Genomic DNA, 24,372 nt, shown 5'->3' on the forward strand with positions numbered 1-24,372 from the left:
GGGCCGCACACGGAGGCCCCACCGCATCACGCCGACAGGGCCGCACACGGAGGCCCCACCGCATCACGCCGACAGGGCCGCACACGGAGGCCCCACCGCATCACGCCGACAGGGCCGCACACGGAGGCCCCACGGCATCACGCCGACAGGGCGGCACACGGAGGCCCCACGGCATCACGCCGACAGGGCGGCACAAGGGGGCGCGGCGGCCTCACGCCGGGCCGGGCTCGGCTGCGCTCTCGCTCCGCCCGGTCGTCGGCGCGACTGCTCCCCGGTGTCGGTCTACCGTGGGCCCATGCGCCCGGGTGTACGGGCCCGGGCCTCGTTCGGAGGAGCCGGGCGTGCGGGATGTGGCGATCGTCGAGGCGCCGTCCGTGCTGGGGCTGCGGCCGACCGGGGTCGAGGGACTGCCGGAGGCGCTGCTCGGGGCCGGGCTGGCCGAGGGGCTGAGAGCGGTGCGGGCGGGCCGGGTGGAGCCGCCCGCCTACGCGCCGGAGCGGGATCCGGACACCGGGGTGCTCAACCCGGACGGCATCGCCGAGTACTCCGTGGCGTTGGCCGACGCCGTCGGCGGGGTCCTCGACGACGGCCGGTTCCCGGTGGTGCTGGGCGGCGACTGCAGCGTGCTCCTCGGCAACCTGCTCGCGCTGCGCCGCCGGGACCGGCACGGGCTGCTCTTCCTCGACGGGCACACCGACTTCTACCAGCCGTCGGCGGAACCCACCGGTGAGGCGGCCTCCATGGAACTCGCCCTGGCCACCGGGCGCGGCCCGCGCGTGTTGGCCGACCTGGAGGGCCGGGGCCCCCTGGTGCGGGACGAGGACGTCGTCGCCCTGGGCTTCCGGGACACGGAGGAGTCCGCGTCCTACGGCGTGCAGCCGCTGCCGCCCGCGCTGCACGCGCTGGACCTGGACACGGTGCGTGCCCTGGGGGCGCCCGAGGCGGCCCGGCACGCCGTCGGCCTGCTGACCGACGACGGCGCGGGCGCCGGGTACTGGATCCACCTCGACGTCGACGTACTGGACGACACGGCCATGCCCGCCGTCGACTACCGCCTGCCGGGCGGCCTGACCTGGCAGGAACTGGAGACCGTCCTGCGCACGGCACTGTCGGGCGGCGGAGCCGTGGGCCTCGACATCGCGATCTTCAACCCACGGCTGGACCCCGACGGGTCGATCGCGGAGCGTCTGACCGCGTGCCTGCTGCGGGGCTTCGACCGGCGGGGCTGAGCATGTCGCGACCACTGGCCAGGCTTCTGAAGGGGGCCCGGACCAAGGCCGTGAAAGGGCCCTGGCCCGCTACTTCGTCAGCTGCGACAGCTCCTGGTCGGCCGTCGTGGAGACCCGGCGGCGGACGCCGAACCAGCCCGCGATCAGCATGGCCGCGATCAGCGGGACGAGGAGGAGGGTCTTGCGGCCGACCTCGGGGTCGTTCCACATCATGCCGAGGCAGGCCAGCAGGAAGACGATCGTGGCGATCTCCGTGACCGGGGTGCCGGGGAGGCGGAAGGAGGGGCGGTCGACCAGGCCCGCCTTGGCGCGGCGGACGAAGACCAGGTGACAGATCATGATGATCACCCAGGTGCTGATGATGCCGAGGGAGGCGACGTTCAGCACGATCTCGAAGGCCTGGGCCGGCACCAGGTAGTTCAGGCCGACGCCGAGCACACACACCGCGCAGGTCAGCAGGATGCCCCCGTAGGGGACCTGGCTGCGGTTCATTCGGGCCGTGAACTTCGGGGCCGAGCCCGCCATCGCCATCGAGCGGAGGATGCGGCCCGTGGAGTAGAGGCCGGAGTTGAGGGAGGACATCGCCGCCGTGAGGACCACCAGGTTCATCACGTCGCCCGCCGCCGGGACGCCGATCTTCGACAGGACCGTGACGAAGGGGCTCTGGTCGGCCGAGTAGACCGAGCCGGGCAGGAGCAGGGCCAGCAGGACGACGGAGCCGACGTAGAAGAGCCCGACCCGCCACATGATCGAGTTCACCGCGCGCGGGACGACCTTCTCCGGCTCGGCGGTCTCACCCGCGGCGACACCGACCAGCTCAAGCGCTGCGTACGCGAAGATCACGCCCTGCATGACCAGGACGACGGGCATCATGCCGTGCGGGAAGACGCCGCCGTTGTCCGTGATCACGCCCAGGCCCGGCGTCTGGCCGCCCACCTCGTGCTGTGTGGCGATCAGGAAGATGCCGATGAACATGAAGCCGACGAGCGTGGCGACCTTGATGATCGAGAACCAGAACTCCATCTCGCCGAAGATCTTCACGGAGATCAGGTTCACGGCCAGCACGACCGCGAGGGCGGCCAGCGCGAGCGCCCACTGCGGGATGTCGGTGAACAGGCTCCAGTAGTGCGTGTAGAGCGCGATCGCGGTGATGTCGGCGATGCCGGTGGTCGACCAGTTCAGGAAGTACATCCAGCCGGCGACATAGGCGCCCTTCTCGCCGAGGAACTCGCGCGCGTACGACACGAAGGAGCCCGAGGAGGGGCGGTAGAGCACGAGTTCGCCGAGGGCCTTCACGACGAAGAAGGCGAAGACGCCGCACACCAGGTAGGCGATCGCCAGCGCCGGGCCCGCGTTGTGCAACCGCCCGCCGGCACCCAGGAAGAGTCCGGTGCCGATCGCGCCGCCGATGGCGATCATGTTGACGTGGCGGGCCTTGAGGTCCTTGCTGTAGCCGGCGTCACCCGCGTCCGCGGGCACCTGGGCCGCGTCGCTGGGGGATGCGGCTGCTGCCGTGTTCACGGCGTCCTTGCTCACGGTGGATCCACTTCTCTGGTGCGCCCGAGCGGGTCACGCTCGGCTTTCCGGACGTACATAAGGTCTGCGCCCTCTGTAAAGGCACAGACCAAGGGGCCACCTTCCCCCACCGAGCGCGACTCACGCGGTGGCATGCGTCACAGAGCGCTACTTCTCACAGCACCGTCACATCGGTCACCGGAGGTTTCACAGCACAGGTTTCACAGCACTGGTGAGACAGCGATACTGCTGCACATGACGACCGACACCGAGGAGCCGACCCTCACGATCGACGAGCTGGCCGCCCGGGCCGGTGTCACGGTGCGCACGGTCCGCTTCTACGGCACGAAGGGGCTGCTGCCGCCCCCGGTGCTCGGCCCCCGGCGTGTGGGGCACTACGGGCGGGAGCACCTGGCCCGGCTGGCGCTGATCGAGGAGTTGCAGCGGCAGGGCATGACGCTGTCGGGCATCGAGCGCCAGCTGCGGCAGCTGCCCCCGGACCTGAGCGCACACGACCTCGCCATCCACCGGGCCGTGGTCGCCTCCTGGACGCCGGACACCGTGGAGACGGTCACGCCCGGAGAGCTGGAGCGGCGGGCCGGGCGGCCGCTCGGCGCCGAGGACGTCGAGCGGCTGGTCGCGATGGGCGTGGTCAGGCCCACGGACGGCGGGTACGAGGCTGGCCTCGGTCTGCTCCGGCTGGGCGTCGGGCTGCTGGACGTGCCGCTCTCCCAGGAGGCGATCTTCGCGGCGCGCAAGGTTCTCATCGAACACACGCGCGCCGCGGCCCGTGAACTCTCCCAGCTCTTCCGGGGCGAGGTGGCGGAGCGTGACGCCCGGGACGTGCGGTCCCTGTCGGCGCACATGCACCCCTTGGTGGTGCAGGCGCTCCTCACGGTCTTTCAGCGGTCGCTGAAGGAAGAACTGGGCGAGTGGCTCACGGAGCCCGGGGAAGGGTCAGCCCCGGGCTGAGTCGCTGAACCGCTCCCCCTTCTCCGCCTTGTCCACCAGCAGCGCGGGCGGGGTGAACCGGTCTCCGTAGCGCTCGGCGAGTTCCCGCGCGCGTGCCACGAAACCGGGCAGGCCCCCCTCGTAGCCGTTGATGTACTGGAGCACGCCGCCGGTCCAGCCCGGGAAGCCGATGCCGAAGATGGAGCCGATGTTGGCGTCGGCGACCGAGGTCAGCACGCCCTCCTCCAGCAGCCGGACCGTGTCCAGCGCCTCGGAGAAGAGCATGCGCTCCTTCATGTCCTCGAACGGGATCTGATACCCCGGCTTGGTGTAGTGCTCGCGCAGTCCCGGCCAGAGTCCGGCGCGCTTGCCGTCGTCCCCGTAGTCGTAGAAGCCGGCGCCACCGCTGCGGCCCGTGCGGCCGAACTCGTCGACCATGCGGTCGATGACGGACTCGGCGGGGTGGGCCGTCCAGGTGCCGCCCGCCTCCTCCACGGCACGCTTCGTCTCGGCCCGGATCTTGCGGGGCAGGGTCAGCGTCAGCTCGTCCATCAGGGACAGCACCTTGGCCGGGTAGCCGGCCTGGGCGGCTGCCTGCTCGACCGACGCGGGCTCGATGCCCTCGCCGACCATGGCGACGCCCTCGTTGATGAAGTGCCCGATGACGCGGGAGGTGAAGAAGCCGCGCGAGTCGTTGACGACGATCGGGGTCTTGTTGATCTGCCGGACCAGGTCGAAGGCGCGGGCCAGGGCCTCCTCGCCGGTGCGCTCGCCCTTGATGATCTCGACGAGCGGCATCTTGTCGACCGGCGAGAAGAAGTGCAGTCCGATGAAGTCGCTCTGGCGCTCGACGCCCTCGGCGAGTGCGGTGATGGGGAGGGTGGAGGTGTTGGAGCACAGCAGGGCGTCCGGCTCGACGATGTCCTGGATCTCCTGGAACACCTTGTGCTTGAGGGAGGTGTCCTCGAAGACGGCCTCGATGACGGCGTCACAGCCGGCCAGGTCCTGTGCCTCGGCGGTGGGGGTGATCCGGGCGAGCAGGGCGTCGGCTTTCTCCTGGGTCGTGCGGCCCTTGGAGACGGCCTTGGCGCACAGCTTCTCGGAGTAGCCCTTGCCCTTGAGGGCCGCCTCCAGGGAGACGTCCTTCAGGACGACGTCGATGCCGGCGCGGGCGCAGGAGTAGGCGATGCCCGCGCCCATCATGCCGGCGCCCAGGACGGCGACCTTGCGGACCTTCGTGGGCTCGATGCCCTTGGGGCGGTTGGCGCCGGAGTTGACGGCCTGGAGGTCGAAGAAGAAGGCCTGGATCATGTTCTTCGAGGTCTGCCCGGCCGCGAGGTCCACGAAGTAGCGGGCCTCGATGACCTGGGCGGTCTCGAAGTCGACCTGGGAGCCCTCGACGGCGGCGGCGAGGATGCCCCGCGGGGCCGGGTAGGGGGCGCCGTTCGTCTGCTTGCGCAGGTTCGCCGGGAAGGCGGGCAGGTTGGCGGCGAACTTGGGGTTGGCGGGCGTGCCGCCGGGGATCCGGTAGCCCGGCTTGTCCCAGGGCTGCTGGGCCTCGGGGTTGGCGTCGATGAAGGCGCGGGCCTTGGCGAGCATGTCCTCCCGGGTCTCGGCGACGTCGTCGACGAGGCCGTTCTCCAGGGCGCGGCGCGGGTTGTACTGGGTGCCCTGGAGGAGGACCTTCAGCAGGGCGTCGGCGATGCCGAGCAGCCGGACGGTGCGGACGACGCCGCCGCCTCCGGGGAGCAGGCCGAGGGTGACCTCGGGGCAGCCGATCTTGGAGCCGGGCGCGTCGAGCGCGACCCGGTGGTGGCAGGCCAGGGCGATCTCGTAACCGCCGCCCAGGGCCGCGCCGTTGAGCGCGGCGACGACCGGCTTGCCGAGGGTCTCGATGCGGCGCAGGTTCCGCTTGATCGCCATGCCGCCGTCGAACAGCTCCTGGGCCGTTTCGGGGGTGACGCGGATCAGGTCGCGCAGGTCGCCGCCGGCGAAGAAGGTCTTCTTGGCGGAGGTGATGATGACGCCCCGGATGGAGTCCTTTTCGGCCTCCAGGCGGTCGGTGACGGCGGCGAGGGAGTCGCGGAACGCCTGGTTCATGGTGTTCGCGGACTGGTTCGGGTCGTCGATGACGAGGGTGACGAGGCCGGTGCGGTCCTGTTCCCAGCGGATGGTGGTGGATTCAGTGCTCATGTGGAGGTGCTCCGTGTGATCCGTCGGGAGGGGGTCAGATGCGCTCGACGATGGTGGCGACGCCCATGCCGCCGCCGACGCACAGCGTGGCGAGGCCGTAGCGCTTGTCCTGGCGCTCGAGTTCGTCGACGAGGGTGCCGAGGATCATCGCGCCGGTCGCGCCGAGGGGGTGGCCGAGGGCGATCGCGCCGCCGTTGACGTTGACCTTGTCCAGGGACAGGCCCATGTCCTTCACGAAGCGCAGCACGACCGCCGCGAACGCCTCGTTGATCTCGACGAGGTCGATGTCGTCGATGGTCAGTCCGGCCTTGGCGAGGGCCTTGCGGGTGGCGGGGGCGGGGCCGGTGAGCATGATGGTGGGCTCGGAGCCGGACACGGCGGCGGAGACGATCCGCGCACGCGGCGTGAGGCCGTAGCGCTCGCCGACCTCCTTGGAGCCGATCGCGACGAGCGAGGCGCCGTCGACGATGCCGGAGGAGTTGCCCGCGTGGTGGACGTGGTCGATCTTCTCCACCCAGTGGTACTGCTGGAGCGCCACCGCGTCGAAGCCGCCGAGTTCGCCGATGTCCGCGAAGGACGGCTTGAGCTTGGCGAGGGAGTCGGCGGTGGTGCCGGGGCGCGGGAACTCGTCGTGGTCGAGGACGACGAGGCCGCTGCGGTCCTTCACCGGGACGACGGACCGCTCGAAACGGCCGTCCTTCGTGGCGGTGGCCGCGCGCTCCTGGGAGAGGGCCGCGTACTCGTCGACGTCCCGCCGGGAGAAGCCCTCGATGGTGGCGATGAGGTCGGCGCCGATGCCCTGCGGCACGAAGTTCACCTCGAGGTTGGTCATCGGGTCGTTGAACCAGGCGCCGCCGTCGGAGGCCATCGGCACCCGGGACATCGACTCGACACCGCCCGCGAGGACGAGGTCCTCCCAGCCCGAACGCACCTTGGCGGCGGCCAGGTTGACGGCCTCCAGGCCCGAGGCACAGAAGCGGTTCTCCTGCACACCGGCGACCGTGTCGGGCAGGCCCGCGGCGATGGCGGCGATCCGGGCGATGTCGGAGCCCTGGTCGCCGACCGGGCCGACGACGCCGAGCACGATGTCGTCGACGGCGGCCGGGTCCAGGTCCGGGAAGCGGGCGCGGATCTCGTGGATGAGCCCGACGACCAGGTCGATGGGCTTGGTGCCGTGCAGGGAGCCGTTGGCCTTGCCGCGCCCGCGCGGGGTGCGGATCGCGTCGTACACATACGCTTCGGTGCTCACGAGGGGGCCTTTCACTGAGGGTTTCGGGACGACGGGAGGAGCCCGGGGACGTCCCAGTCCCGGGCGATGTCCGCCGTGTCGGCGCCCGGCCGCGCCGGGCCGGTGCGGACGGAGGTCGGGGTCGCGGAGAAACGGGGGGCCGGGGCGGGCTGGGTGATGCCGCCGTGGTCGGTGAAGGTGCCGCGGGCGGCGAGATGCGGGTGGCGCGGGGCCTCGCGCAGGGACAGGACGGGCGCCACGCACGCGTCGGAGCCCTCGAAGACGGCCGTCCACTCGTCCCTCGTCCGGGTCTTGAAGCGGACCGCGATCTGTTCGCGCAGTTCACCCCACCGGGTGACGTCCTTGCGGGCCGCGGCCTGGTCCTCGATGCCGAGGAGGGTCAGGAACTCCTCGTAGAACTGCGGCTCCAGCGCGCCGACGGCCATGTGCAGGCCGTCGGCCGTCTCGTACGTCCCGTAGTACGGGCAGCCGCCGTCCAGGAGGTTGGCGCCCCGGCGGTCCTGCCAGCCGCCGGCGGCGAGCATGCCGTGGATCATCGTGGCGAGGTGGGCGGTGCCGTCGACGATGGCGGCGTCGACGACCTGACCGGTGCCGGTCGCCCGCGCGTGGTTCAGGGCGGCGAGGACACCGACGACGAGGTACAGGGAGCCGCCCGCGTAGTCGCCGAGCAGGTTGGCCGGGACGGCCGGCGGCTCGTCCGGCCGGCCGATCATGCCTAGCGTGCCGGTGGGGGCGATGTACGCGATGTCGTGCCCGGCGCGCTCGGCGAGCGGGCCGTCCTGGCCCCAGCCGGTCATCCGGCCGTAGACGAGGCGCGGGTTGCGGGCGTGGCAGGCCTCGGGGCCGACGCCCAGGCGCTCGGCGACTCCGGGGCGGTATCCCTCGACCAGGATGTCGGCGCGTGCGGCGAGGTCGAGCACGCGGCCGGGGCCGTCCGGCGACTTCAGGTCGACGACCACCGAGCGCTTGTTGCGGTTGGTGACGTCGTAGGCCGGGTCGATGGTGAGTCCGGGGCCGCCGGGGCGGTCGACGCGCACGACGTCGGCCCCGAGGTCGGCCAGAAGCATGGCGGCGAACGGGCCGGGCCCGATGCCGGCCAGCTCGACGACGCGCACGCCGGTGAGCGGGCCGTGTCCTGGCGTCCTTGCCGTGGTCATCCAGCCCCCAGTGCTGTGACACAACTGATGTAACACCAGTGATGCTAAGAAGGCGCTCCGATCGGCACAAGACCTGAAGAGAGCAAGCGCTTAGTAATCTGCCCGACGGAGTCAGTCCGCGTCCAGTTCCGCTATCAGCCGTTTCGGCGCGATCACCCGATAGCTCTCCTCCACCCAGTCGCAGAGCATCTCCGCGGCAGGGGCTCCCTGCGCCTCCAGGGGGATGCTCACCCAGCCCGCCTTGCCCAGGCCGTAGCCGGCGGGCTCGGCTCCGGGGCTGGACATGGCGTGGGCGTGGGCCGTGTCGTCCTTGAGCTTCACCGTCACACCCAGGGGGTAGCTGCCGTCCTGGACGCCGAGGAAGACGAACACCTTCTTGTTGACCTTCGCGACGGACTCGCCCCAGGGGAACTCCTCGACGGCGCCCGGCAGCCTCAGCGCGAACTCGCGCACTTTCTCCCACTTCTTCAGGGCATTCCTGGGCACGGCCATCGTCGTTCCTCCGGGCTCGTCGTCGGGCTCCGCACCCCTCACGCTAGCCTCGGCCACCGACAGCGGCACGGGCTGCACGACCGAGGGGTGTCATGAGCAGGCTGAAAAGGACGGACCGTCCGTACGACATCGTGCTCTTCGGAGCCACCAGTTTCGCCGGAGCGCTCACCGCGGAGTACCTGGCCGCGCACGCACCGGACGGGCTGCGCTGGGCGATCGCGGGCCGCAACGCGCAGAAGCTGGAGCGGCTGCGCGAGCGACTGCCGGACAACGCGGAGGTGGGCGTGCTGCGAGCGGACGTCACCGACCCGGCCTCGCTGCGCGCCCTGGCCGAGCAGGCGCGCGTGGTGGCCACGACGGTCGGCCCGTACGTGAAGTACGGCGAGGAACTCGTGGCCGCCTGCGCGGACGCCGGGACCGACTACCTCGACCTCGCGGGCGAGCCGGAGTTCGTGGACCTGATGTACGTCCGGCACGACGCCCGCGCGCGGGAGACCGGGGCGCGGCTGGTGCACGCCGCCGGCTTCGACTCGATCCCGCACGACCTGGGCGTGTACTTCACCGTGCGGCAGTTGCCCGAGGACGTGCCGCTGACCGTGGAGGGTTTCGTCACCGCCGACGCGGCCTTCTCGGGCGGGACCTTCAACTCGGCCCTGAACCAGTTCGCCCGGCAGCGGGAGATGGCGGCGGCCGTGCGGGACCGGCGGCGGCACGAGCCGCGGCTGGTGGGACGGCGGGTCTCCGCGCCGATGGGTTCGCCGCGGTTCGCCAAGGAGGTCGGCGCCTGGGCGCTGCCGATGCCGACCATCGACCCGCAGATCGTGCGGCGGTCGGCGGCGGCCCTCGACCGGTACGGCCCCGACTTCCGCTACCGGCAGTACGCGGCCGTCCGGCACCTGCCCGTAGCGGTGGGCGGGGTCGCGGCCGTCGGCGCGCTGGTTGCGGCGGCCCAGGTGCCGCCCGCGCGGCGCTGGTTGTCGGACCGGCTCAAGCCCGGGGACGGGCCGAGCCCCGAGAAGCGGGCGAAGAGCTGGTTCTCCCTGCGCTTCGTGGGCGAGGGCGGCGGCCGGCGGGTGTACACGGAGGTCTCGGGCGGCGACCCGGGGTACGACGAGACGGCGAAGATGCTCGCCGAGTCGGCGCTGTGCCTGGCCTTCGACGAGCTGCCGAAGACGGCGGGCCAGGTCACCACGGCGGTCGCGATGGGCGACGCGCTGATCGACCGGCTGCGCGCGGCGGGCATCCGCTTCCGCGTCGCGTCGGCCCGCTGAGGGACCGCCGAGGGGCTCCGTCCTACATCGGCCACTCGGCGATGGTGTAGATCATCCCGGCGATCCAGGCGAGCCCCGCCAGCACGGCCAGGACGAGCCCGATCGTGACGGCACGCTCGGCCGTCTGGGTCGGTGCGGCAACAGGCTTGGGAGCGCGGTGCGTTGTCATGCGCCCCAGCCTGCCGACCGGGGTGACGGCCGGGCATCCGTACAGGTACTCAGAGCCGGTACTCAGATCGGCCGCCCGCCTCGCCGGCCCCTCTTCCCCCTGCTTGAGACTTTCGGCGTTCCACCCCTGGTGGGCCGCTCGAAAACTGCCAACAAGGAGTTCAATGAAATCCTTGAAGGCATGAGATTCCTCCTGGAAGTTTCCCTGGACGAGGCGGCGTTGGCGAAGGACCCGGCGGGCGAACTGGGCCGGATCCTCAGGTACTGGGCCGGCAATCTGCGCCACTACGACCTCGTCCCCGGGGACGAATCGGCGATCTACGACTCGGAGTATCGCGAGGTGGGCCGCTGGCGGGTGGACGGTCAGGCCGAGTAGGTCTCCCTGAGCGCCTCGCGGCACAGCGCGTCCGCTCTGCGGGTGGTTTCCGGGAGGCGGTACCCGGGGGTCAGCGCGAGGGTGTGGGCGCAGGCGACCGCGAGCGTCACGCGGTGGCCGACCGAGACGAAGACCGGCTTGACGGCCTCACGGGTGCGCAGGGCGCGGCCGACCTCCTCGGAGCCGGCGAGCAGCGGGGAGCTGCTGCCGCGCGGGGTGTCCGGGTCGTCGTAGGCGAAGGTGAAGGGGTTCTTGGCGACGCCGATCGTGGGGAGGCCGGTGAGGACGCCGAGGTGGCTGGCGAGGCCGAAGCGGCGGGGGTGGGCGAGGCCGTAGCCGTCGCAGACCACCAGGCCCGGCGGGAGCGGCAGGGCGTCGAGCGCGGCCAGGACCGTGGGGATCTCGCGGAAGGCGAGCAGTCCGGGCACATAGGGGAAGGAGACGCGGCCCACCGCCGTGGCCTGCGCGACGACCTCGAGGCTCGACGCGTTGAGGACGACGGCTGCCGCCGCGACGACGTCGCGTTCGTCGTCGTAGGCAACGTCGACCCCCGTCACATGGCCCGTGCCGGGCGGTGGTCCGGGTTCGTCGAGGATCACGCGCTCGCGCAGTTCGTCCTGGACGGCGCGGGCCTGTTCCTCGGTCGCGGGCCAGCTTTCGGGGATGCGTACGGTCGTCATGGTGGGGCCGAGCCTACGGGCAGCGCGGAGGCCGGCGGGACCAGGGCGTCCCGCCGGCCTCGGGAGACCCGCGCCTCACTTGTTCAGTGCGCGCTGCAGCTGGCTCTTGTTCATGTTCGAACGGCCCTCGACGCCCTTGCGCTTGGCCTCCTGGTACAGCTGGTCGTAGGTGGGGCCCTGAGAACCCTGGCCCGACCGCCGGCCACCGCGCTTGCCGGAGGACATGTCCTTCGTGGAGGTGCGGCTTGCGGTCTTCGACTCGCCGGAGCGGGCGCGTTCCTTGTTCACCGTCCGCGCGGCGATCTCCTTGGCGCGGCCGGTGCTCTCGCCCCGGTCCTTCGCGCTGTCCTTGATGTGCTCGTACTGGCGCTCCCGCTTGGAGCTGGAACCGCGTGGCATCACCGCTCACTTCCTTTCACGACCAGTGAACGAGTACCCACATTGCCAACGATCAGGGCGGTCCGCATGCTCAGTGCTCCAGGCGGGCAACCCGGCCCTTCTCACCGGCGGCCCAGCACCCTCGGTCCGGGGCGCAGTCGACGGTGTCGTAGGAACCGGTGTCGACCGTCCGCCAGGTGCGGCCGCCGTCCGCGGTGAGGTCGGTGCCGGTGGGGCCGACCGCGAGGGCGGTGGTGCGGCTGTGCGGCAGCCAGGCGACGCCGGAGCGGTAGGCGGGCGGGGGTGTGGCGGCGGGGTGCCAGGTGCGGCCGCCGTCGGGGGTGCGCGCGGCGGCCCGCGGGGAGGGCTGGTCGGGGCGGAAGTCACCGCCGACGGCGAGGCCGTGGCCGCGGTGGCGGAAGGCCAGCGCGAAGACGCCGCGGGCCGGGTCGCCCGCCGGGAGGGCCGTGTCGGTGGCCGTCCAGGTGCGCCCTCGGTCGGCGGAGTGCAGCACGCGTGCGCGTGCGGCCCCGCCGGTGGCGAGCCAGACGTCCTTCGGCCCGGAGGTGACCAGGCACTGGCCGCTCGCCGCGAATCCGGCCTCGCCGTCCTGCGCGGCCGGCATGCCCGCGTTCGGCAGCACCTTCCAGGTACGGCCGCCGTCGCCGGTCGACAGGATGCGGAACTTCCCGTCCACCGGGTCGCTCATGGCGAGGCCGTGGCGGGGGCCGAAGAAGGCGAGGCAGTCGTAGAAGGCCTTCGGGTCGGTGTTGCGGAAGGACTCCGTCCAGGTCGCCCCGCCGTCGTCGGTGCGGTACACCCGGGACGCCTCGCCCTCGCCGATGGCCAGGACCACGGCCCGGCGCGCGTCGAACGCCTCGACGTCCCGGAACTGCAACTCCGCCGCGCCCGGGGGCGAGACGTTCCGCCAGGTCGCCCCGCCGTCGGTGGTGCGCAGCACGGTGCCGCCGGTCCCGGCGGCCCAGGCGGTGTTCCGGCTGACGGCGGCGAGGCCGCGGAACCGTACCTCCGGGGTGCCGGTGTCCTTCAGTTCCCAGTGCGGGACCCGGTGCTCGGGCTCGTGCGCCTGCGCCGGTAGCGCGGTCAGGGCGGCCATTGCCGCCGCGCATGCCGCCACCGCGGTCGTTCCGCGCCGTGTTCGTCCCGTCCGTCGCGTGCTCCCCAAGCGCCTCATGGCCGGGGAAGCTAGCCCACCGCCCGGGCGCCGTCCAGACGGCCTCGCGGGCGTCCCGGGTGTTCCGGCGGTCGCCACAAGTGCCCGCCGTGGCACATGAGGAGAGTCACGTCACTCTGGTGCATGAACGCGGTGACGGAGGTCACTCGCCTTTCGTGTGCACGGATTGGCTGAATCCGGCGTCTCTTCCAATGCCCGGCCTCATACGGCCGGAAGTCCGTCCAGCCGTCACAAGGGAGCAAGGCGTTGTCCATCGTCATCGAGCAGCCCGTGGAGGCCCGTCTCGTCGCCGCCGCGCCGCGAATGCCGAGCATTCCCGCGACGCTCCACTACGACCGACGTGACCCGTTCGCCGTCCGCATGACCTTCCCCGCCCCGGCCACGCTGGAGGGCGTGGAGGTCTGCTGGACCTTCTCCCGTGAGCTGCTCGCCGCGGGCCTGAAGGAGGCCGAGGGACACGGCGACGTGCGGGTGCGGCCCTACGGGTACGACCGCACGGTGCTGGAGTTCCACGCCCCCGAGGGCACCGCCGTCGTGCACGTCCGTTCCAGTGAGGTGCGCCGGTTCCTGGAGGCCACGAGCGAGCTCGTGCCCGTCGGTCTCGAGCACCTCCAGCTGGATCTGGACCACGGTCTGGCGGAGCTGATGCGGGACGCGTGCTGAGCTAACGTCCCCGCGCCAGCAGGGCGTTGACCTCGCCGTAGTCCAGAGCGTCCGCGAGTGACCCGTATGTCCCCGTCTCCAGCAGCTCCCGCGCGGCTCGGCGGACCAGGGCGTGGGCGGCCTGGGCGACGCCCGAGCCCACACTGACACGAGCCACTCCCAGGGCCGCGAGTTCGGCGACCGGCGGTGCGCCCGGGCCTGCCATGACGTTCAGCGGCCCGTCGACACCGTCCACGAGTTCCTTCACGATCCCCGGGTCGACGGCCCCGGGGACGAAGATCCCGTCGGCCCCGGCGGCGAGGTACGCGGCGGCCCGCTCCAGTGTCGGACCTACTCCCCCGGCACCGCTCAGGAAGGTGTCGGTCCGGGCGTTGACGAACAGCGGCACGCCCGCCGCGTCAGCCGCCTCGCGGGCGGCGGCGATCCGCCCGGCCTGCTCCTCGACGTCCCGCAGCGCTCCGCCCGCTCCGGCGCCGGCGTCGTACAGCGCGTCCTCGATGTTCACGCCCACCGCTCCCGCGGCCAGAACCGCTCGGACGGTGCCGGCGACGCCCTCGGCGTCCTCTGCGTAGCCGCTCTCGATGTCCGCGGTCACGGGGACGGTCACGGCGCCGGCGATGCGGGCGACGGCTTCGAGGGCCGCGTCGCGCTCCACCCGTTCGCCGTCCGGCGCGCCGAGCGCCCAGCCGAGCCCGGCACTGGTCGTCGCCACGGCGGCGGCCCCCGCCTCCTCGACCAGCCGGGCGCTCACGGCGTCCCAGGCGTTGGGCAGGACCAGCGGGGTCCCGGGGACGTGCAGGGCGCGGAAGGCCGAGGCCAGGTCGTTCTGTTTCGTCATACGGGCAACCCAAGCAGCGGGGCGGGGGCCGTGGCTGGCGGGAATCCGGCATGAACGTGGGTCAGGTCCGGGCGGGCGCCCTCGACTCCGCCGCCACCGCCCCACGCACCTCGCGCACGATCTCCCCCAGCCCGGGCGCCACCGCCCCGGCGCGCACGGTCAGCTCCTCGACCCGCTGCCCATGGGCGCGGACGTCCTTCTCGGGCAGCAGGTCCGCCGCGGCGCCGAGGGCGACGAGCGCCGCGTCCCGCTCGGACGTCTCGGCGACCGGCAGGGGCCCCAGGAGGATCCGTCGTGTCTCGTCCCGCAGCGCGTCCACGGCGGCGGCGCGCTCCAGCGCGTACTCGACGGACGGGAACACACCGAGGACCCGCTTCTTCTCCGCCCGCAGATACCCCCCGGCCACGAGCTGCTCCCGCACGGCGTCGAGGGTCACCCGGGCCCGCAGTGTCACCCAGGTGCGCCAGGAGTGCGGGCACGATTCGTGGACCAGTTCCAGCAGCCCGTCGAGGACCGCGTCACCGGCGCGCGCGTCGAGGTCGACCGGTGTGGCGATGCCGTCATCGTCGGTGAGCAGGCCGCGCTGGGCCAGTTCGGTGAGGGCGCCGGCCCGCACCAGGCCGGCCAGGTGGCCGGCGTGTGCGGCCGGCGGCCGCGCGGAGTCCCAGGCCAGCAGGCAGAGCCGGGCGGGCAGCGAGAGCGGGCCGTCGGTCACGGGGCCTCCTGGAGGCGCTCGGGCCTGACGTTAATGCGTTGACAGGCCTGACACCCCCTCGTACGTTGGGGAGCGTCCTGTTGCCGCCGATTGGAGAAGGACGTTGCTCGTCTGAGGTCCTGAGACACCGCGTCACACACATCAGGTGTGTGCGCTGCGTGCGACCTCGGCGATCGAGCCGTCCTCCGGTGCGGGGCTTTTCTCATGCCCGTGGACTCCTTCCTCCCTGGTCGCAGGTGTCTCGATACGCGTTTGCCCCTGACCGCATCAAGCAACCGCGAAAGAGGCCCCGTATGCCTGCTTCCATCACCGTCACGTCCCTCTCCTTCACCTGGCCCGACGGCTCCTCCGTCTTCGAGGGCCTGGACGTCGCGTTCGGCCCGGGCCGCACCGGCCTGGTCGGTGTCAACGGATCGGGAAAATCAACCCTGCTGAAGCTGATCGCCGGTGAACTCGCACCGGCCGACGGCGCCGTCCGCGTCGCCGGCGAGGTCGGCTACCTCCCGCAGAACGTCACGCTCGACACCACCCTGCGCGTCGACCAGGCACTCGGCATCGCCGCACAGCGGGCCGCGCTGCACGCCATCGAGGCGGGCGACGTGGCCGAGGCGCACTTCGAGACCGTCGGCGACGACTGGGACGTCGAGGAGCGCGCCCTCGCCACCCTGGGCGAACTCGGGCTCGGGCACGTCGAGTTGGACCGCACCGTCGGCGAGGTCTCGGGCGGCGAGTCGGTCCTGCTGCGCCTGGCCGCGCTGCTGCTGCGCCGGCCCGACGTGCTGCTGCTGGACGAGCCGACCAACAACCTCGACCTGTACGCGCGCAGGCGGCTGTACGGGGCCGTCCAGTCCTGGCCGGGCGTGATGGTCGTCGTCAGCCACGACCGTGAGCTCCTGGACCTCGTCGACCAGATCGCGGATCTACGCTCCGGGGAGATCACCTGGTACGGCGGTAACTACTCGGACTACGAGGAGGCCCTGGCCGTCGAACAGGAGGCGGCCGAGCGCATGGTGCGCGTCGCCGAGTCCGATTTCCGCAAACAGAAGCGCGAACTGGCCGACGCCCAGGTCAAGCTGGCCCGCCGCAAGCGGTACGGACAGAAGATGTTCGAACAGAAGCGCGAGCCGAAGATCGTCATGGGGGCGCGCAAGCGCGCGGCACAGGAGTCCGCGGGCAAGCACCGCATCATGCACGAGGAGAAGCTCGCCGAGGCCAGGGAGCGTCTCGACGAGGCGGTGGAGGCCGTACGGGACGACGACGAGATCCGTGTCGACCTGCCCTACACGGCCGTGCCGCCGGGGCGTACCGTCCTCACCCTCCAGGATCTCGGGCTCCGCTACGGCGCCCGCGTGGCGGGCGGCTTCGAGCTGCGCGGTCCCGAGCGGGTCGCGCTGATCGGGCGCAACGGCTCGGGCAAGACCACGCTGCTGCGCACGATCACCGGCGAGCTGGACCCGGAGTCGGGCGACGTGCGGACGCATGTCCCCCTGCGGTTCCTGCCGCAGCGGCTCGACGTTCTCGACGGGGAGCTGACCGTCGCCGAGAACGTGGCCCGGTTCGCGCCGGACGCCACCAACAACCGGATCCGGGCGCGCCTGGCCCGCTTCCTGTTCCGGGGAGCCCGGGCCGACCAGAAGGCGGCGACCCTGTCCGGCGGCGAACGCTTCCGGGCGGCGCTGGCCGCGCTGATGCTGGCGGAGCCCGCGCCGCAGTTGCTCATGCTCGACGAGCCGACCAACAACCTCGACATGGCGAGCGTGCGGCAGCTGACGACGGCCCTGGAGTCCTACGAGGGGGCGCTGATCGTGGCCAGCCACGACCTGCCGTTCCTGGAGTCGATCGGCATCACGCGCTGGCTGCGGCTGGAGGACGGAGAACTGAAGGAAATCACGCCAGAGGCTGTCGGGTATCCCGCCTAGCGTCGGCGGCATGACCGACTTCACGCACGATGCCATCACCCTGACCGGAGCACGCGAGAACAACCTCAAGGACGTCACCCTCCGCATCCCGAAAGGCCGGCTGACCGTGTTCACCGGCGTTTCGGGGTCGGGGAAGTCGTCCGTCGTCTTCGACACGATCGCGGTGGAGTCGCAGCGCCAGCTCAACGAGACGTATCCCTGGTTCGTCCGCAACCGGCTGCCCAAGTACGAGCGGCCGCACGCGGACGGCCTGGAGGACCTCTCCCCCGCGATCGTCGTCGACCAGCGGCCGGTCGGCGGCCACTCCCGGTCGACCGTCGGCACCATGACCGACGTCTACTCGGTGATCCGGGTGCTGTTCTCCCGGCACGGCACCCCGAGCGCCGGACCGGCCACGGCCTACTCATTCAACGACCCGTCGGGCATGTGCCCCGACTGCGACGGCCTCGGCCGTACGGTCCGGCCCGACTGGGACCGCATCGTGGACCCGGACCGCTCCCTCGCCGACGGGGCGGTCCGCTTCCCGCCGTTCGCCGCCGGGACCTGGCAGGGGCAGACGTACACGAACAGCGCCGAGCTGGACCCCGACAAGCCGGTGGGCCGGTTCACGGCCGCCGAGCGGGAGTTCCTGATGCGCGGGCGGCCCGGCAGCAAGGTCACCGTCAACGGCACCGGCGGCACCTGGAACACCGACTACGAGGGGCTGGCCGACCGGTTCGAGCGGCTGTACCTGAAGCGGGACCTGTCGGCCATGAGCCAGAAGACCCGCGACCTGGTCCGGGAGTTCCTGGTGGAGGGCGTGTGCCCGGCCTGCCGGGGAGCCCGGCTCAACCCGGCGGCGCTGGCGACCCGGATCAACGGGCGTTCCATCGCCGACTGCGCCGGGATGCAGGTCACCGACCTCATCGCCGTACTGAAGGAGATCGACGACCCGGTCGCCGGGGTGGTCGCGGGGGCTGCGGTGGCCGCACTCGAGCGGATCGAGACCATCGGGCTCGGCTATCTCAGCCTCGACCGGGAGACGGCCACGCTCAGCGGAGGGGAGGGGCAGCGGCTGAAGACGGTGCGGCACCTCGGCTCCAGCCTGACCGGGATGACGTACATCTTCGACGAACCGAGCGTGGGCCTGCACCCGCGCGATGTGGGCCGCCTCGGCGATCTGCTGCTGCGGCTGCGCGACAAGGGCAACACCGTGCTGGTCGTCGAGCACGACCCGGACGTGATCGCGCTGGCCGACCATGTGGTGGACATGGGGCCGGGGGCGGGCGCCGGGGGCGGCCATGTGGTGTTCGAGGGCACCCCTGAGGAGCTGGCCGCGTCCGGCACGCTCACCGGCCGCTGTCTGCGCACGCGTACGACCGTCAAGGACGAGGTGCGCGGGCCCGTCGGCGACCTCTGGGTCAAGGGGGCGGACCGGCACAACCTGCGCGACGTCACCGTACGGTTCCCGGCCGGTGTGCTCACGGCGGTGACCGGGGTCGCCGGGTCGGGAAAGAGCACCCTGGTCGCGGAGTTCACCGACGCCCACGACGAGGCCGTGGTCGTCGACCAGTCGTCGATCGGGGTCTCGGGCCGGTCCACTCCGGCGACCTATCTGGGGATCATGGACACGGTACGGAAGATCTTCGCCCGGGAGACGGGGGCCGAGGCGGGCTTCTTCAGCTTCAACTCGAGCGGTGCCTGCGGCACCTGCGAGGGCCGGGGGATCATCTACACCGACCTCGCCTTCATGGACCCCGTGACGACGACCTGCCACGACTGCGAGGGGCGGCGCTTCAGGGACGAGGTGCTGCGGCTCACCGTGCGGGGCGGTTCCATCGCCGACGTCCTGGAGATGACGGCCGAGCAGGCGCTCGGCTTCTTCGACGACACGGGCGTACGGCGCCGGCTGCGAGCCCTGCGGGACGTGGGGCTGACGTATCTGACGCTCGGCCAGCCCCTCTCCACGCTCTCCGGGGGCGAGCGGCAGCGCATCAAGCTGGCCACGCGGCTGCACCGGACGGGCGTGGTCTACGTTCTCGACGAACCGACGACCGGTCTGCACATGGCGGACGTGGAGGGGCTTCTCGTCCTGCTGGACCGGCTGGTCGACACGGGCAACACGGTCGTCGTCGTCGAGCACAACCTGGACGTGGTCGCCCGCGCCGACTGGGTGATCGACCTCGGCCCGGACGGCGGCAGGGGCGGCGGCGAGGTCATCTTCGAGGGAACGCCGCGGCAGCTCCTGGAGGCGGAGGGGTCGTCCACCGGGGAGCATCTGCGGCGGGTGGTGCGGCGGGGGTAGGGGGCTTGCCTTTGCCCACCCACCCGCCCGAATCGGTTGGGCAGAAGGCTGGACTTGCCTTACTCCGGGGCTCCGCCCCGGGCCAGGGCCCCAGCGGGGGCTTCGCCCCCTGCGCCCCCAGCGGGGACTCCGTCCCCTGCACCCCTGAGCCGGGCTCCATCCCCCCTGAGCCGGGCTCCACTCCCTCCACCCCCGAGCCGGACTCCGCCCCCTTCACCCCCGAGCCGGGCTTCGTCCCCACCACCCCCCGAGCCGGACTCCACACCCACCACCCCCCGAGCCGGACTCCACACCCACCACCCCCGAGCCGGGCTTCGTCCCCTCCACCCCCGAGCCGGACTCCACACCCACCACCCCCGAGCCGGACTCCACACCCACCACCCCCCGAGCCGAGCTCCACACCCACCACCCCCCGAGCCGGACTCCACACCCACCACCCCCGAGCCGGACTCCACACCCACCACCCCCGAGCCGAGCTCCACACCCACCACCCCCCGGGCCGAGCTCCACACCCACCACCACCGAGCCGGACTCCGCCCCCTCCACCCCCGAGCCGGGCTTCGTCCCCTCCACCCCCGAGCCGGGCTCCACACCCCTGCGACCCCCCGGCGCCGCACCCAGGTCCTCCCTCCCTCCCCTCCCGGGGGTGTCCTCCTGCGGGATCGACCTGCATCATGGTCGGCTGACGCCCGATGCGTTCCGGTCGATCCCGGAGGTCCTGTCGGTGCGGTCCAGACACGTCCCATCCGATACGGAGTCACGCTCGTGCCCAGCAAGAAGGCCCTCGTCCGCCGCCCCAGCCCGCGTCTTGCCGAGGGGCTGGTGACGCACATCGAGCGGGAGAGGGTCGACGCCGACCTCGCGGTCGAGCAGTGGGAGGCGTACGTGACGGCCCTGCGCACGCACGGCTGGGACACCGTCGAGGTGGATCCGGCCGACGACTGCCCCGACTCGGTGTTCGTCGAGGACACGGTCGTGATGTACCGGAACGTCGCGCTGATCGCCCGGCCGGGTGCCGAGTCCCGGCGTGCGGAGACCGCCGGGGTGGAGGAGGCCGTGGCCGGTCTGGGCTGCTCGGTGAACTGGATCTGGGAGCCGGGCACGCTGGAGGGCGGCGACGTCCTGAAGATCGGCGACACCGTGTACGTGGGCCGGGGCGGGCGCACCAACGCCGCCGGCGTGCAGCAGCTGCGCGCCGCGTTCGAGCCGCTGGGCGCGCGGGTCGTCGCCGTGCCGGTGAGCAAGGTGCTGCACCTGAAGTCGGCGGTGACGGCGCTGCCGGACGGCACGGTCATCGGGCACATCCCGAAGATGGACACGCCGTCGCTGTTCGCCCGCTTCCTGCCGGTGCCCGAGGAGGCCGGCGCGCACGTGGTCCTGCTCGGCGGTGACAAACTGCTGATGGCGGCGAGCGCGCCGAAGACCGCGGAGCTGTTCGCGGACCTGGGGTACGAACCGGTCGTCGTGGACATCAGCGAGTTCGAGAAGCTCGAGGGCTGTGTGACGTGCCTCTCGGTGCGGCTGCGGGAGCTGTATGCCTGACCCGGCCGCCCCGTCCCTCTTCCGGCCCTCGGCCTGCGGCTCCCGGGGACGGCGCCGAGCGCGCGAGCGACCCGCTGATCAGCGACCTTTACAGCGCCCTTAACCTACGGCATCGTAACCTACGGAAACGTAGCCTACGATGCCGTAGGTTACCGCTCACCGCTCGTACGCATGTCCCCTGGAGAGTCCATGACGATCGCCACTCCCCACCTCGGCAGCCCCGCCGGCGCCTGGACCGACGCTCAGCTGCTGTACGCACTGGAGGAAGTGGTCGAGAAGGAACTCAACCGGCATCTGCAGGTCGCCAAGGACTGGATGCCGCACGAGTACGTTCCGTGGACCGACGCGCGCAACTTCCCCGGCCTCTTCGAGGACGGCGAGGCCTGGGAGAAGGAGCAGTCCAAGGTCACCGAGATCGGCCGCATCGCGCTCGTCGTCAACCTTCTCACCGAGGACAACCTGCCCAGCTACCACCACGAGATCGCCTCGCTGTTCGGCCGCGACGGCGCCTGGGGCACCTGGGTGCACCGCTGGACGGCGGAGGAGGGCCGGCACGGCATCGTGATGCGCGACTACCTGCTCGCCTCGCGCGCGGTGGACCCGGACAAGCTGGAGGAGTTCCGGATGTCCCACATGAGTGAGGGCTTCGAGTCGGACAACCGGCACTCGATGCTGCACTCGGTGGCCTACGTGGCCTTCCAGGAGCTCGCGACCCGCGTCTCGCACCGCAACACCGGCCACCAGTCCGGGGACCCGGTCTGCGACCGCATGCTGGCGCGCATCGCCACCGACGAGAACCTGCACATGGTCTTCTACCGGAACCTGCTGAAGGCCGCCTTCGAGCTGGCGCCCGACCTGACGATGATGGCGGTGCGCGACGTCATCGTGAACTTCCGGATGCCCGGCCACGGTATGCCCGGCTTCGAGCGGGCCGCCGCGCAGATGGCGATCGGCGAGATCTACAACATGCGCATCCACCACGACGACGTGCTCCAGCCCGTGCTGCGCTTCCTGAAGATCATGGAGGTCGACGGCCTCGGCCCCGAGGGCCGCAAGGCTCAGGAGGAACTCGGCCTGTTCATGGGCGGCCTCGACTCCGAGGCGTCGAAGTTCGACGAGAAGCTGGCCGCGCGCAAGGCCCGCATGGCGGCCCGGGCGGCCGGCGCCTGACCCTGTGCACACGGCTTTGAGGCCCCGGCCGGCACGATCGGCCGGGGCCTCGCGGCTAGCTGGACGTACGTCGCAGCGCCAGCCGTTCCTTCTCCGACAGACCGCCCCAGACGCCGAAACGCTCGTCGTTGTCCAGCGCGTACTCGAGGCACGCCGTGCGGATCGGGCACAGGCCGCAGATCCGCTTCGCCTCCCGCACCGAACTGCCCGGTTCGGGGAAGAAGAAGTCCGCCCCGGTCTGCGCGCACAACGCTTCCTGCTGCCAGGCGAGTTCGGGCGAGGTGATGGTGTCGATGTGCATGGCCAGAAGCGTTGCGGTCGGCGAAAAACGTTCGATCAACGCGGGATCAACACCGCGTTCACCCACCCCGGGCCACTCCGATCATCACCTCTTGAACAAGCCGACGCACGGCGGCGCGCTGGGACGTCGCGCGGCACACCCCCGGCGGCGCTCCGGCGCGCTCCGGCGGCGCTTGTCGGTGGGCGGTGCCAGACTCGACGGTGAGACGACGGGACCCTGTGCGAGGAGGGCGACCATGCTCACCACCCGGTATGTCACCGGCGCTCCGAACTGGATCGATCTCGGCACACCCGACATCGACGGCGCCGCCGCCTTCTACGGGGACCTGTTCGGCTGGCGGTTCCAGCCGGGCGCCCCGGATGTCGGGGGGTACGGCCTCTTCCAGCTCAGTGGCAGAACCGCCGCCGGCGGTATGCAGACCACACCGGAGCAGGGCCCGCCCTCCTGGTCGGTGTACTTCCAGGCCCCGGACGCGGACGCCACGGCGAAGGCGGCCGGGCAGGCGCGCGGCTCGGTGCTGATGCAGCCGATGGACGTGCGGGACCTGGGCCGTATGGCGATCCTCGCCGACCAGGCGGGGGTGTCGTTCGGCCTGTGGCAGCCGGGGCGCAACAAGGGCCTGGACGTCGTCCAGGAGCACGGCTCGCTGTGCTGGGTGGAGCTGTACACGTCGGACGTCCCCGCCGCGGCCGCCTTCTACCACTCCGTGCTCGGCCTGGAGACCGTCGGCGTCGAGTTCCCCGGCGGCACCTACACCGCTTTCGTCCCCGCCGGAGAGCCCGAGGGCGCCATGTTCGGCGGCGTCGTGCCGCTGGCCGACGACCCGGTCGAGGAGGAGGCGTACTGGCTGCCCTACTTCGAGGTCGCCGACCCGGACGCCATCGCCGACCTGGCACAGGAGCTGGGCGGCACCGTCCGCCTGCCCGCCACGGACCTGCCGGGCGCCGGCCGCCTGGCCAAGCTCGCGGACCCGTACGGGGCGCGCTTCGCGGTGATCCGCAGCGAGCCGCAGGCGGCCTGAGGCACTACGCCGACGCGCGCCGTACCAGTGTCGTCGGGAGCACCACGCTCGAGGGCGCTTCGGCGGCGCCCTCGTCCGGACCGCCGTGCGAGGTGCCGCGGTCGAGGTCGCGCAGCAGCAGGCGGGCCATCAGGCGGCCCATCTCCTCGATGTCCTGACGGACCGTCGTGAGGGGCGGGTCGGTCTGTTCCGCGACGGGCAGCATGTCGTCGAAGCCGATCACGGCGACGTCGTCGGGGACACGCCGTCCGGCCTCGCGCAGGACGCGCAGGGCACCGGAGGCCGTGAGGTCGTTGGCGGCGAACACCGCGTCCACGTCCGGGCAGCGGTCGAGGAGCTCGCGCATCGCACGCTCGCCCCCGGCCGGGGTGAAGTCGGCCTCGGCGATCAGCCGCGGGTCGGCGTCCGCCATGACGTCCCGGTAGCCGTCGAGCCGGTCCGCCGCGGAGGTCTGGTCGAGTGCGCCGGTGATGTGCGCGATCCGGGTGCGACCGAGGCCGGCCAGATGGCGGACGGCGTCGCGGGCACCACCCCGGTTGTCGCTGTCGACGTACACCACACCGCGCCGGTCGCCGCTCCAGCCCGGCCGCCCGCCGAAGACGGTGGGGACACCGGCCCGCTGGATCAGCTCCGGCAGCGGGTCGTCGAGGTGCAGGGAGAAGACGAGGGCCCCGTCGACATGTCCGCCGGCGAGGTACCGGCCGACCCGGGCGTGATCGTCCCGGCCCTCCGTGAGCAGCAGGACGAGCTGGTTGTCGTGGGCCGTGAGTTCCTTGCTGATGCCGCGCAGCTGGAGCGCGAAGAAGGGGTCGGCGAAGACCCGGGTCTCGGGTTCGGCGACGACGACCGCGATCGCGTCGTGCCGCCGGGTCACCAGGGAGCGGGCGGCCTGGTTGGGCACGTACCCGAGTTCGTCGACGGCCTTGCGGACCCGCTCCACGAGGACGTCCCGCACCCCGTCACCACCGTTGACCACACGCGAGACGGTGGCCCGCGAGACACCGGCCCGGGCGGCCACGGCCTCCAGAGTGGGACGCGGCGCGGTGTCGGTCACTTCGGGCTCCT

General features: G+C 71.9%; 23 protein-coding genes. 10 read left to right on the plus strand and 13 right to left on the minus strand.

Annotated features, from left to right (window positions below; genetic code table 11):
• The first annotated feature begins 341 nt into the window (after positions 1 to 341).
• A complete protein-coding gene (locus AC07DF_RS34740) occupies positions 342 to 1,229 on the plus strand; it encodes an arginase family protein (RefSeq protein ID WP_478980402.1) in 888 nt (295 codons plus the stop codon).
• Positions 1,230 to 1,298: 69 nt separating this feature from the next.
• On the opposite strand, the gene AC07DF_RS34745 is transcribed toward AC07DF_RS34740, so the two are convergent.
• Positions 1,299 to 2,765 (minus strand): amino acid permease, encoded by a 1,467-nt coding sequence (locus AC07DF_RS34745; protein ID WP_478980404.1) that lies wholly within the window; start codon positions 2,763 to 2,765, stop codon positions 1,299 to 1,301.
• Between the two features lie 234 nt (positions 2,766 to 2,999).
• Between AC07DF_RS34745 and AC07DF_RS34750 the strand changes: the two genes are divergently transcribed.
• Positions 3,000 to 3,716, plus strand: coding sequence for a MerR family transcriptional regulator (locus tag AC07DF_RS34750; RefSeq protein ID WP_478980406.1), 717 nt, complete (start codon positions 3,000 to 3,002; stop codon positions 3,714 to 3,716).
• On the opposite strand, the gene AC07DF_RS34755 is transcribed toward AC07DF_RS34750, so the two are convergent.
• The 4 genes from AC07DF_RS34755 to AC07DF_RS34770 all read right to left on the minus strand — a co-directional run bounded on the left by AC07DF_RS34755 (position 3,702) and on the right by AC07DF_RS34770 (position 8,786).
• Positions 3,702 to 5,888, minus strand: a complete 2,187-nt coding sequence (locus tag AC07DF_RS34755; RefSeq protein ID WP_478980408.1) for a 3-hydroxyacyl-CoA dehydrogenase NAD-binding domain-containing protein — start codon at positions 5,886 to 5,888, stop codon at positions 3,702 to 3,704. The genes AC07DF_RS34750 and AC07DF_RS34755 overlap by 15 nt on opposite strands.
• 34 nt (positions 5,889 to 5,922) lie before the next feature.
• Positions 5,923 to 7,137, minus strand: coding sequence for an acetyl-CoA C-acetyltransferase (locus AC07DF_RS34760; protein ID WP_478980410.1), 1,215 nt, complete (start codon positions 7,135 to 7,137; stop codon positions 5,923 to 5,925).
• An 11-nt stretch (positions 7,138 to 7,148) separates the two neighbouring features.
• Positions 7,149 to 8,294 (minus strand): CaiB/BaiF CoA transferase family protein, encoded by a 1,146-nt coding sequence (locus AC07DF_RS34765; RefSeq protein WP_478980412.1) that lies wholly within the window; start codon positions 8,292 to 8,294, stop codon positions 7,149 to 7,151.
• A gap of 111 nt (positions 8,295 to 8,405) precedes the next feature.
• Complete coding sequence (locus AC07DF_RS34770) at positions 8,406 to 8,786, minus strand: MmcQ/YjbR family DNA-binding protein (protein WP_478980414.1); 381 nt, start codon at positions 8,784 to 8,786, stop codon at positions 8,406 to 8,408.
• Between the two features lie 92 nt (positions 8,787 to 8,878).
• Here AC07DF_RS34770 and AC07DF_RS34775 point away from each other — a divergent pair, with 92 nt between their 5' ends.
• On the plus strand, positions 8,879 to 10,057 hold the full coding sequence (locus AC07DF_RS34775) for a saccharopine dehydrogenase family protein (RefSeq protein WP_478980416.1): 1,179 nt from the start codon (positions 8,879 to 8,881) through the stop codon (positions 10,055 to 10,057).
• 22 nt (positions 10,058 to 10,079) lie between these two features.
• Here the strand turns inward: AC07DF_RS34775 and mmpA are convergent, their stop codons facing one another.
• The gene (mmpA, locus tag AC07DF_RS34780) at positions 10,080 to 10,226 is read right to left on the minus strand and encodes a morphogenic membrane protein MmpA (protein ID WP_478980418.1); all 147 of its coding nucleotides are present in this window, start codon (positions 10,224 to 10,226) and stop codon (positions 10,080 to 10,082) included.
• 180 nt (positions 10,227 to 10,406) lie between these two features.
• Here mmpA and AC07DF_RS34785 point away from each other — a divergent pair, with 180 nt between their 5' ends.
• Complete coding sequence (locus AC07DF_RS34785) at positions 10,407 to 10,601, plus strand: hypothetical protein (protein WP_478980420.1); 195 nt, start codon at positions 10,407 to 10,409, stop codon at positions 10,599 to 10,601.
• Here AC07DF_RS34785 and AC07DF_RS34790 read toward each other — a convergent pair.
• The 3 genes from AC07DF_RS34790 to AC07DF_RS34800 form a co-directional block, all read right to left on the minus strand.
• Positions 10,589 to 11,281 carry an endonuclease V gene (locus AC07DF_RS34790; RefSeq protein WP_478980422.1) on the minus strand — a complete coding sequence of 231 codons (693 nt, stop codon included), beginning with the start codon at positions 11,279 to 11,281 and terminating at the stop codon, positions 10,589 to 10,591. The genes AC07DF_RS34785 and AC07DF_RS34790 overlap by 13 nt on opposite strands.
• 75 nt (positions 11,282 to 11,356) lie before the next feature.
• Positions 11,357 to 11,680, minus strand: coding sequence for a plasmid stabilization protein (locus AC07DF_RS34795; protein ID WP_478980424.1), 324 nt, complete (start codon positions 11,678 to 11,680; stop codon positions 11,357 to 11,359).
• 70 nt (positions 11,681 to 11,750) lie between these two features.
• Positions 11,751 to 12,776 carry a WD40/YVTN/BNR-like repeat-containing protein gene (locus AC07DF_RS34800; protein ID WP_478980426.1) on the minus strand — a complete coding sequence of 342 codons (1,026 nt, stop codon included), beginning with the start codon at positions 12,774 to 12,776 and terminating at the stop codon, positions 11,751 to 11,753.
• A 324-nt stretch (positions 12,777 to 13,100) separates the two neighbouring features.
• Here AC07DF_RS34800 and ssgD point away from each other — a divergent pair, with 324 nt between their 5' ends.
• Positions 13,101 to 13,517 (plus strand): spore wall synthesis regulator SsgD, encoded by a 417-nt coding sequence (gene ssgD, locus AC07DF_RS34805; RefSeq protein ID WP_184588159.1) that lies wholly within the window; start codon positions 13,101 to 13,103, stop codon positions 13,515 to 13,517.
• A gap of 1 nt (position 13,518) precedes the next feature.
• On the opposite strand, the gene AC07DF_RS34810 is transcribed toward ssgD, so the two are convergent.
• Together AC07DF_RS34810 and AC07DF_RS34815 are read right to left on the minus strand one after the other, a co-directional pair.
• A complete protein-coding gene (locus tag AC07DF_RS34810) occupies positions 13,519 to 14,355 on the minus strand; it encodes an isocitrate lyase/PEP mutase family protein (RefSeq protein ID WP_478980428.1) in 837 nt (278 codons plus the stop codon).
• 61 nt (positions 14,356 to 14,416) lie between these two features.
• Entirely contained in the window at positions 14,417 to 15,070 is a 654-nt protein-coding gene (locus tag AC07DF_RS34815; protein ID WP_478980430.1) for a GOLPH3/VPS74 family protein, read from the minus strand.
• A gap of 293 nt (positions 15,071 to 15,363) precedes the next feature.
• Between AC07DF_RS34815 and AC07DF_RS34820 the strand changes: the two genes are divergently transcribed.
• From AC07DF_RS34820 to AC07DF_RS34835, 4 genes are all read left to right on the plus strand, one after another.
• Positions 15,364 to 16,989, plus strand: a complete 1,626-nt coding sequence (locus tag AC07DF_RS34820) for an ABC-F family ATP-binding cassette domain-containing protein (protein WP_478980432.1) — start codon at positions 15,364 to 15,366, stop codon at positions 16,987 to 16,989.
• Positions 16,990 to 16,999: 10 nt separating this feature from the next.
• Complete coding sequence (locus AC07DF_RS34825) at positions 17,000 to 19,273, plus strand: ATP-binding cassette domain-containing protein (protein ID WP_478980434.1); 2,274 nt, start codon at positions 17,000 to 17,002, stop codon at positions 19,271 to 19,273.
• 765 nt (positions 19,274 to 20,038) lie between these two features.
• Complete coding sequence (gene ddaH / locus AC07DF_RS34830) at positions 20,039 to 20,815, plus strand: dimethylargininase (protein ID WP_478980436.1); 777 nt, start codon at positions 20,039 to 20,041, stop codon at positions 20,813 to 20,815.
• Between the two features lie 189 nt (positions 20,816 to 21,004).
• Entirely contained in the window at positions 21,005 to 21,985 is a 981-nt protein-coding gene (locus tag AC07DF_RS34835; protein WP_478980439.1) for an acyl-ACP desaturase, read from the plus strand.
• Between the two features lie 55 nt (positions 21,986 to 22,040).
• On the opposite strand, the gene AC07DF_RS34840 is transcribed toward AC07DF_RS34835, so the two are convergent.
• Positions 22,041 to 22,286, minus strand: coding sequence for a WhiB family transcriptional regulator (locus AC07DF_RS34840; RefSeq protein WP_478980441.1), 246 nt, complete (start codon positions 22,284 to 22,286; stop codon positions 22,041 to 22,043).
• A gap of 235 nt (positions 22,287 to 22,521) precedes the next feature.
• Between AC07DF_RS34840 and AC07DF_RS34845 the strand changes: the two genes are divergently transcribed.
• Positions 22,522 to 23,307 (plus strand): VOC family protein, encoded by a 786-nt coding sequence (locus AC07DF_RS34845; RefSeq protein ID WP_478980443.1) that lies wholly within the window; start codon positions 22,522 to 22,524, stop codon positions 23,305 to 23,307.
• A 4-nt stretch (positions 23,308 to 23,311) separates the two neighbouring features.
• On the opposite strand, the gene AC07DF_RS34850 is transcribed toward AC07DF_RS34845, so the two are convergent.
• Positions 23,312 to 24,361: a LacI family DNA-binding transcriptional regulator gene (locus tag AC07DF_RS34850; RefSeq protein ID WP_478980445.1), complete on the minus strand. Its 1,050-nt coding sequence runs from the start codon at positions 24,359 to 24,361 to the stop codon at positions 23,312 to 23,314.
• Positions 24,362 to 24,372 lie beyond the last annotated feature (11 nt).

This window comes from Streptomyces sp. NPDC044719, from assembly GCF_056433405.1.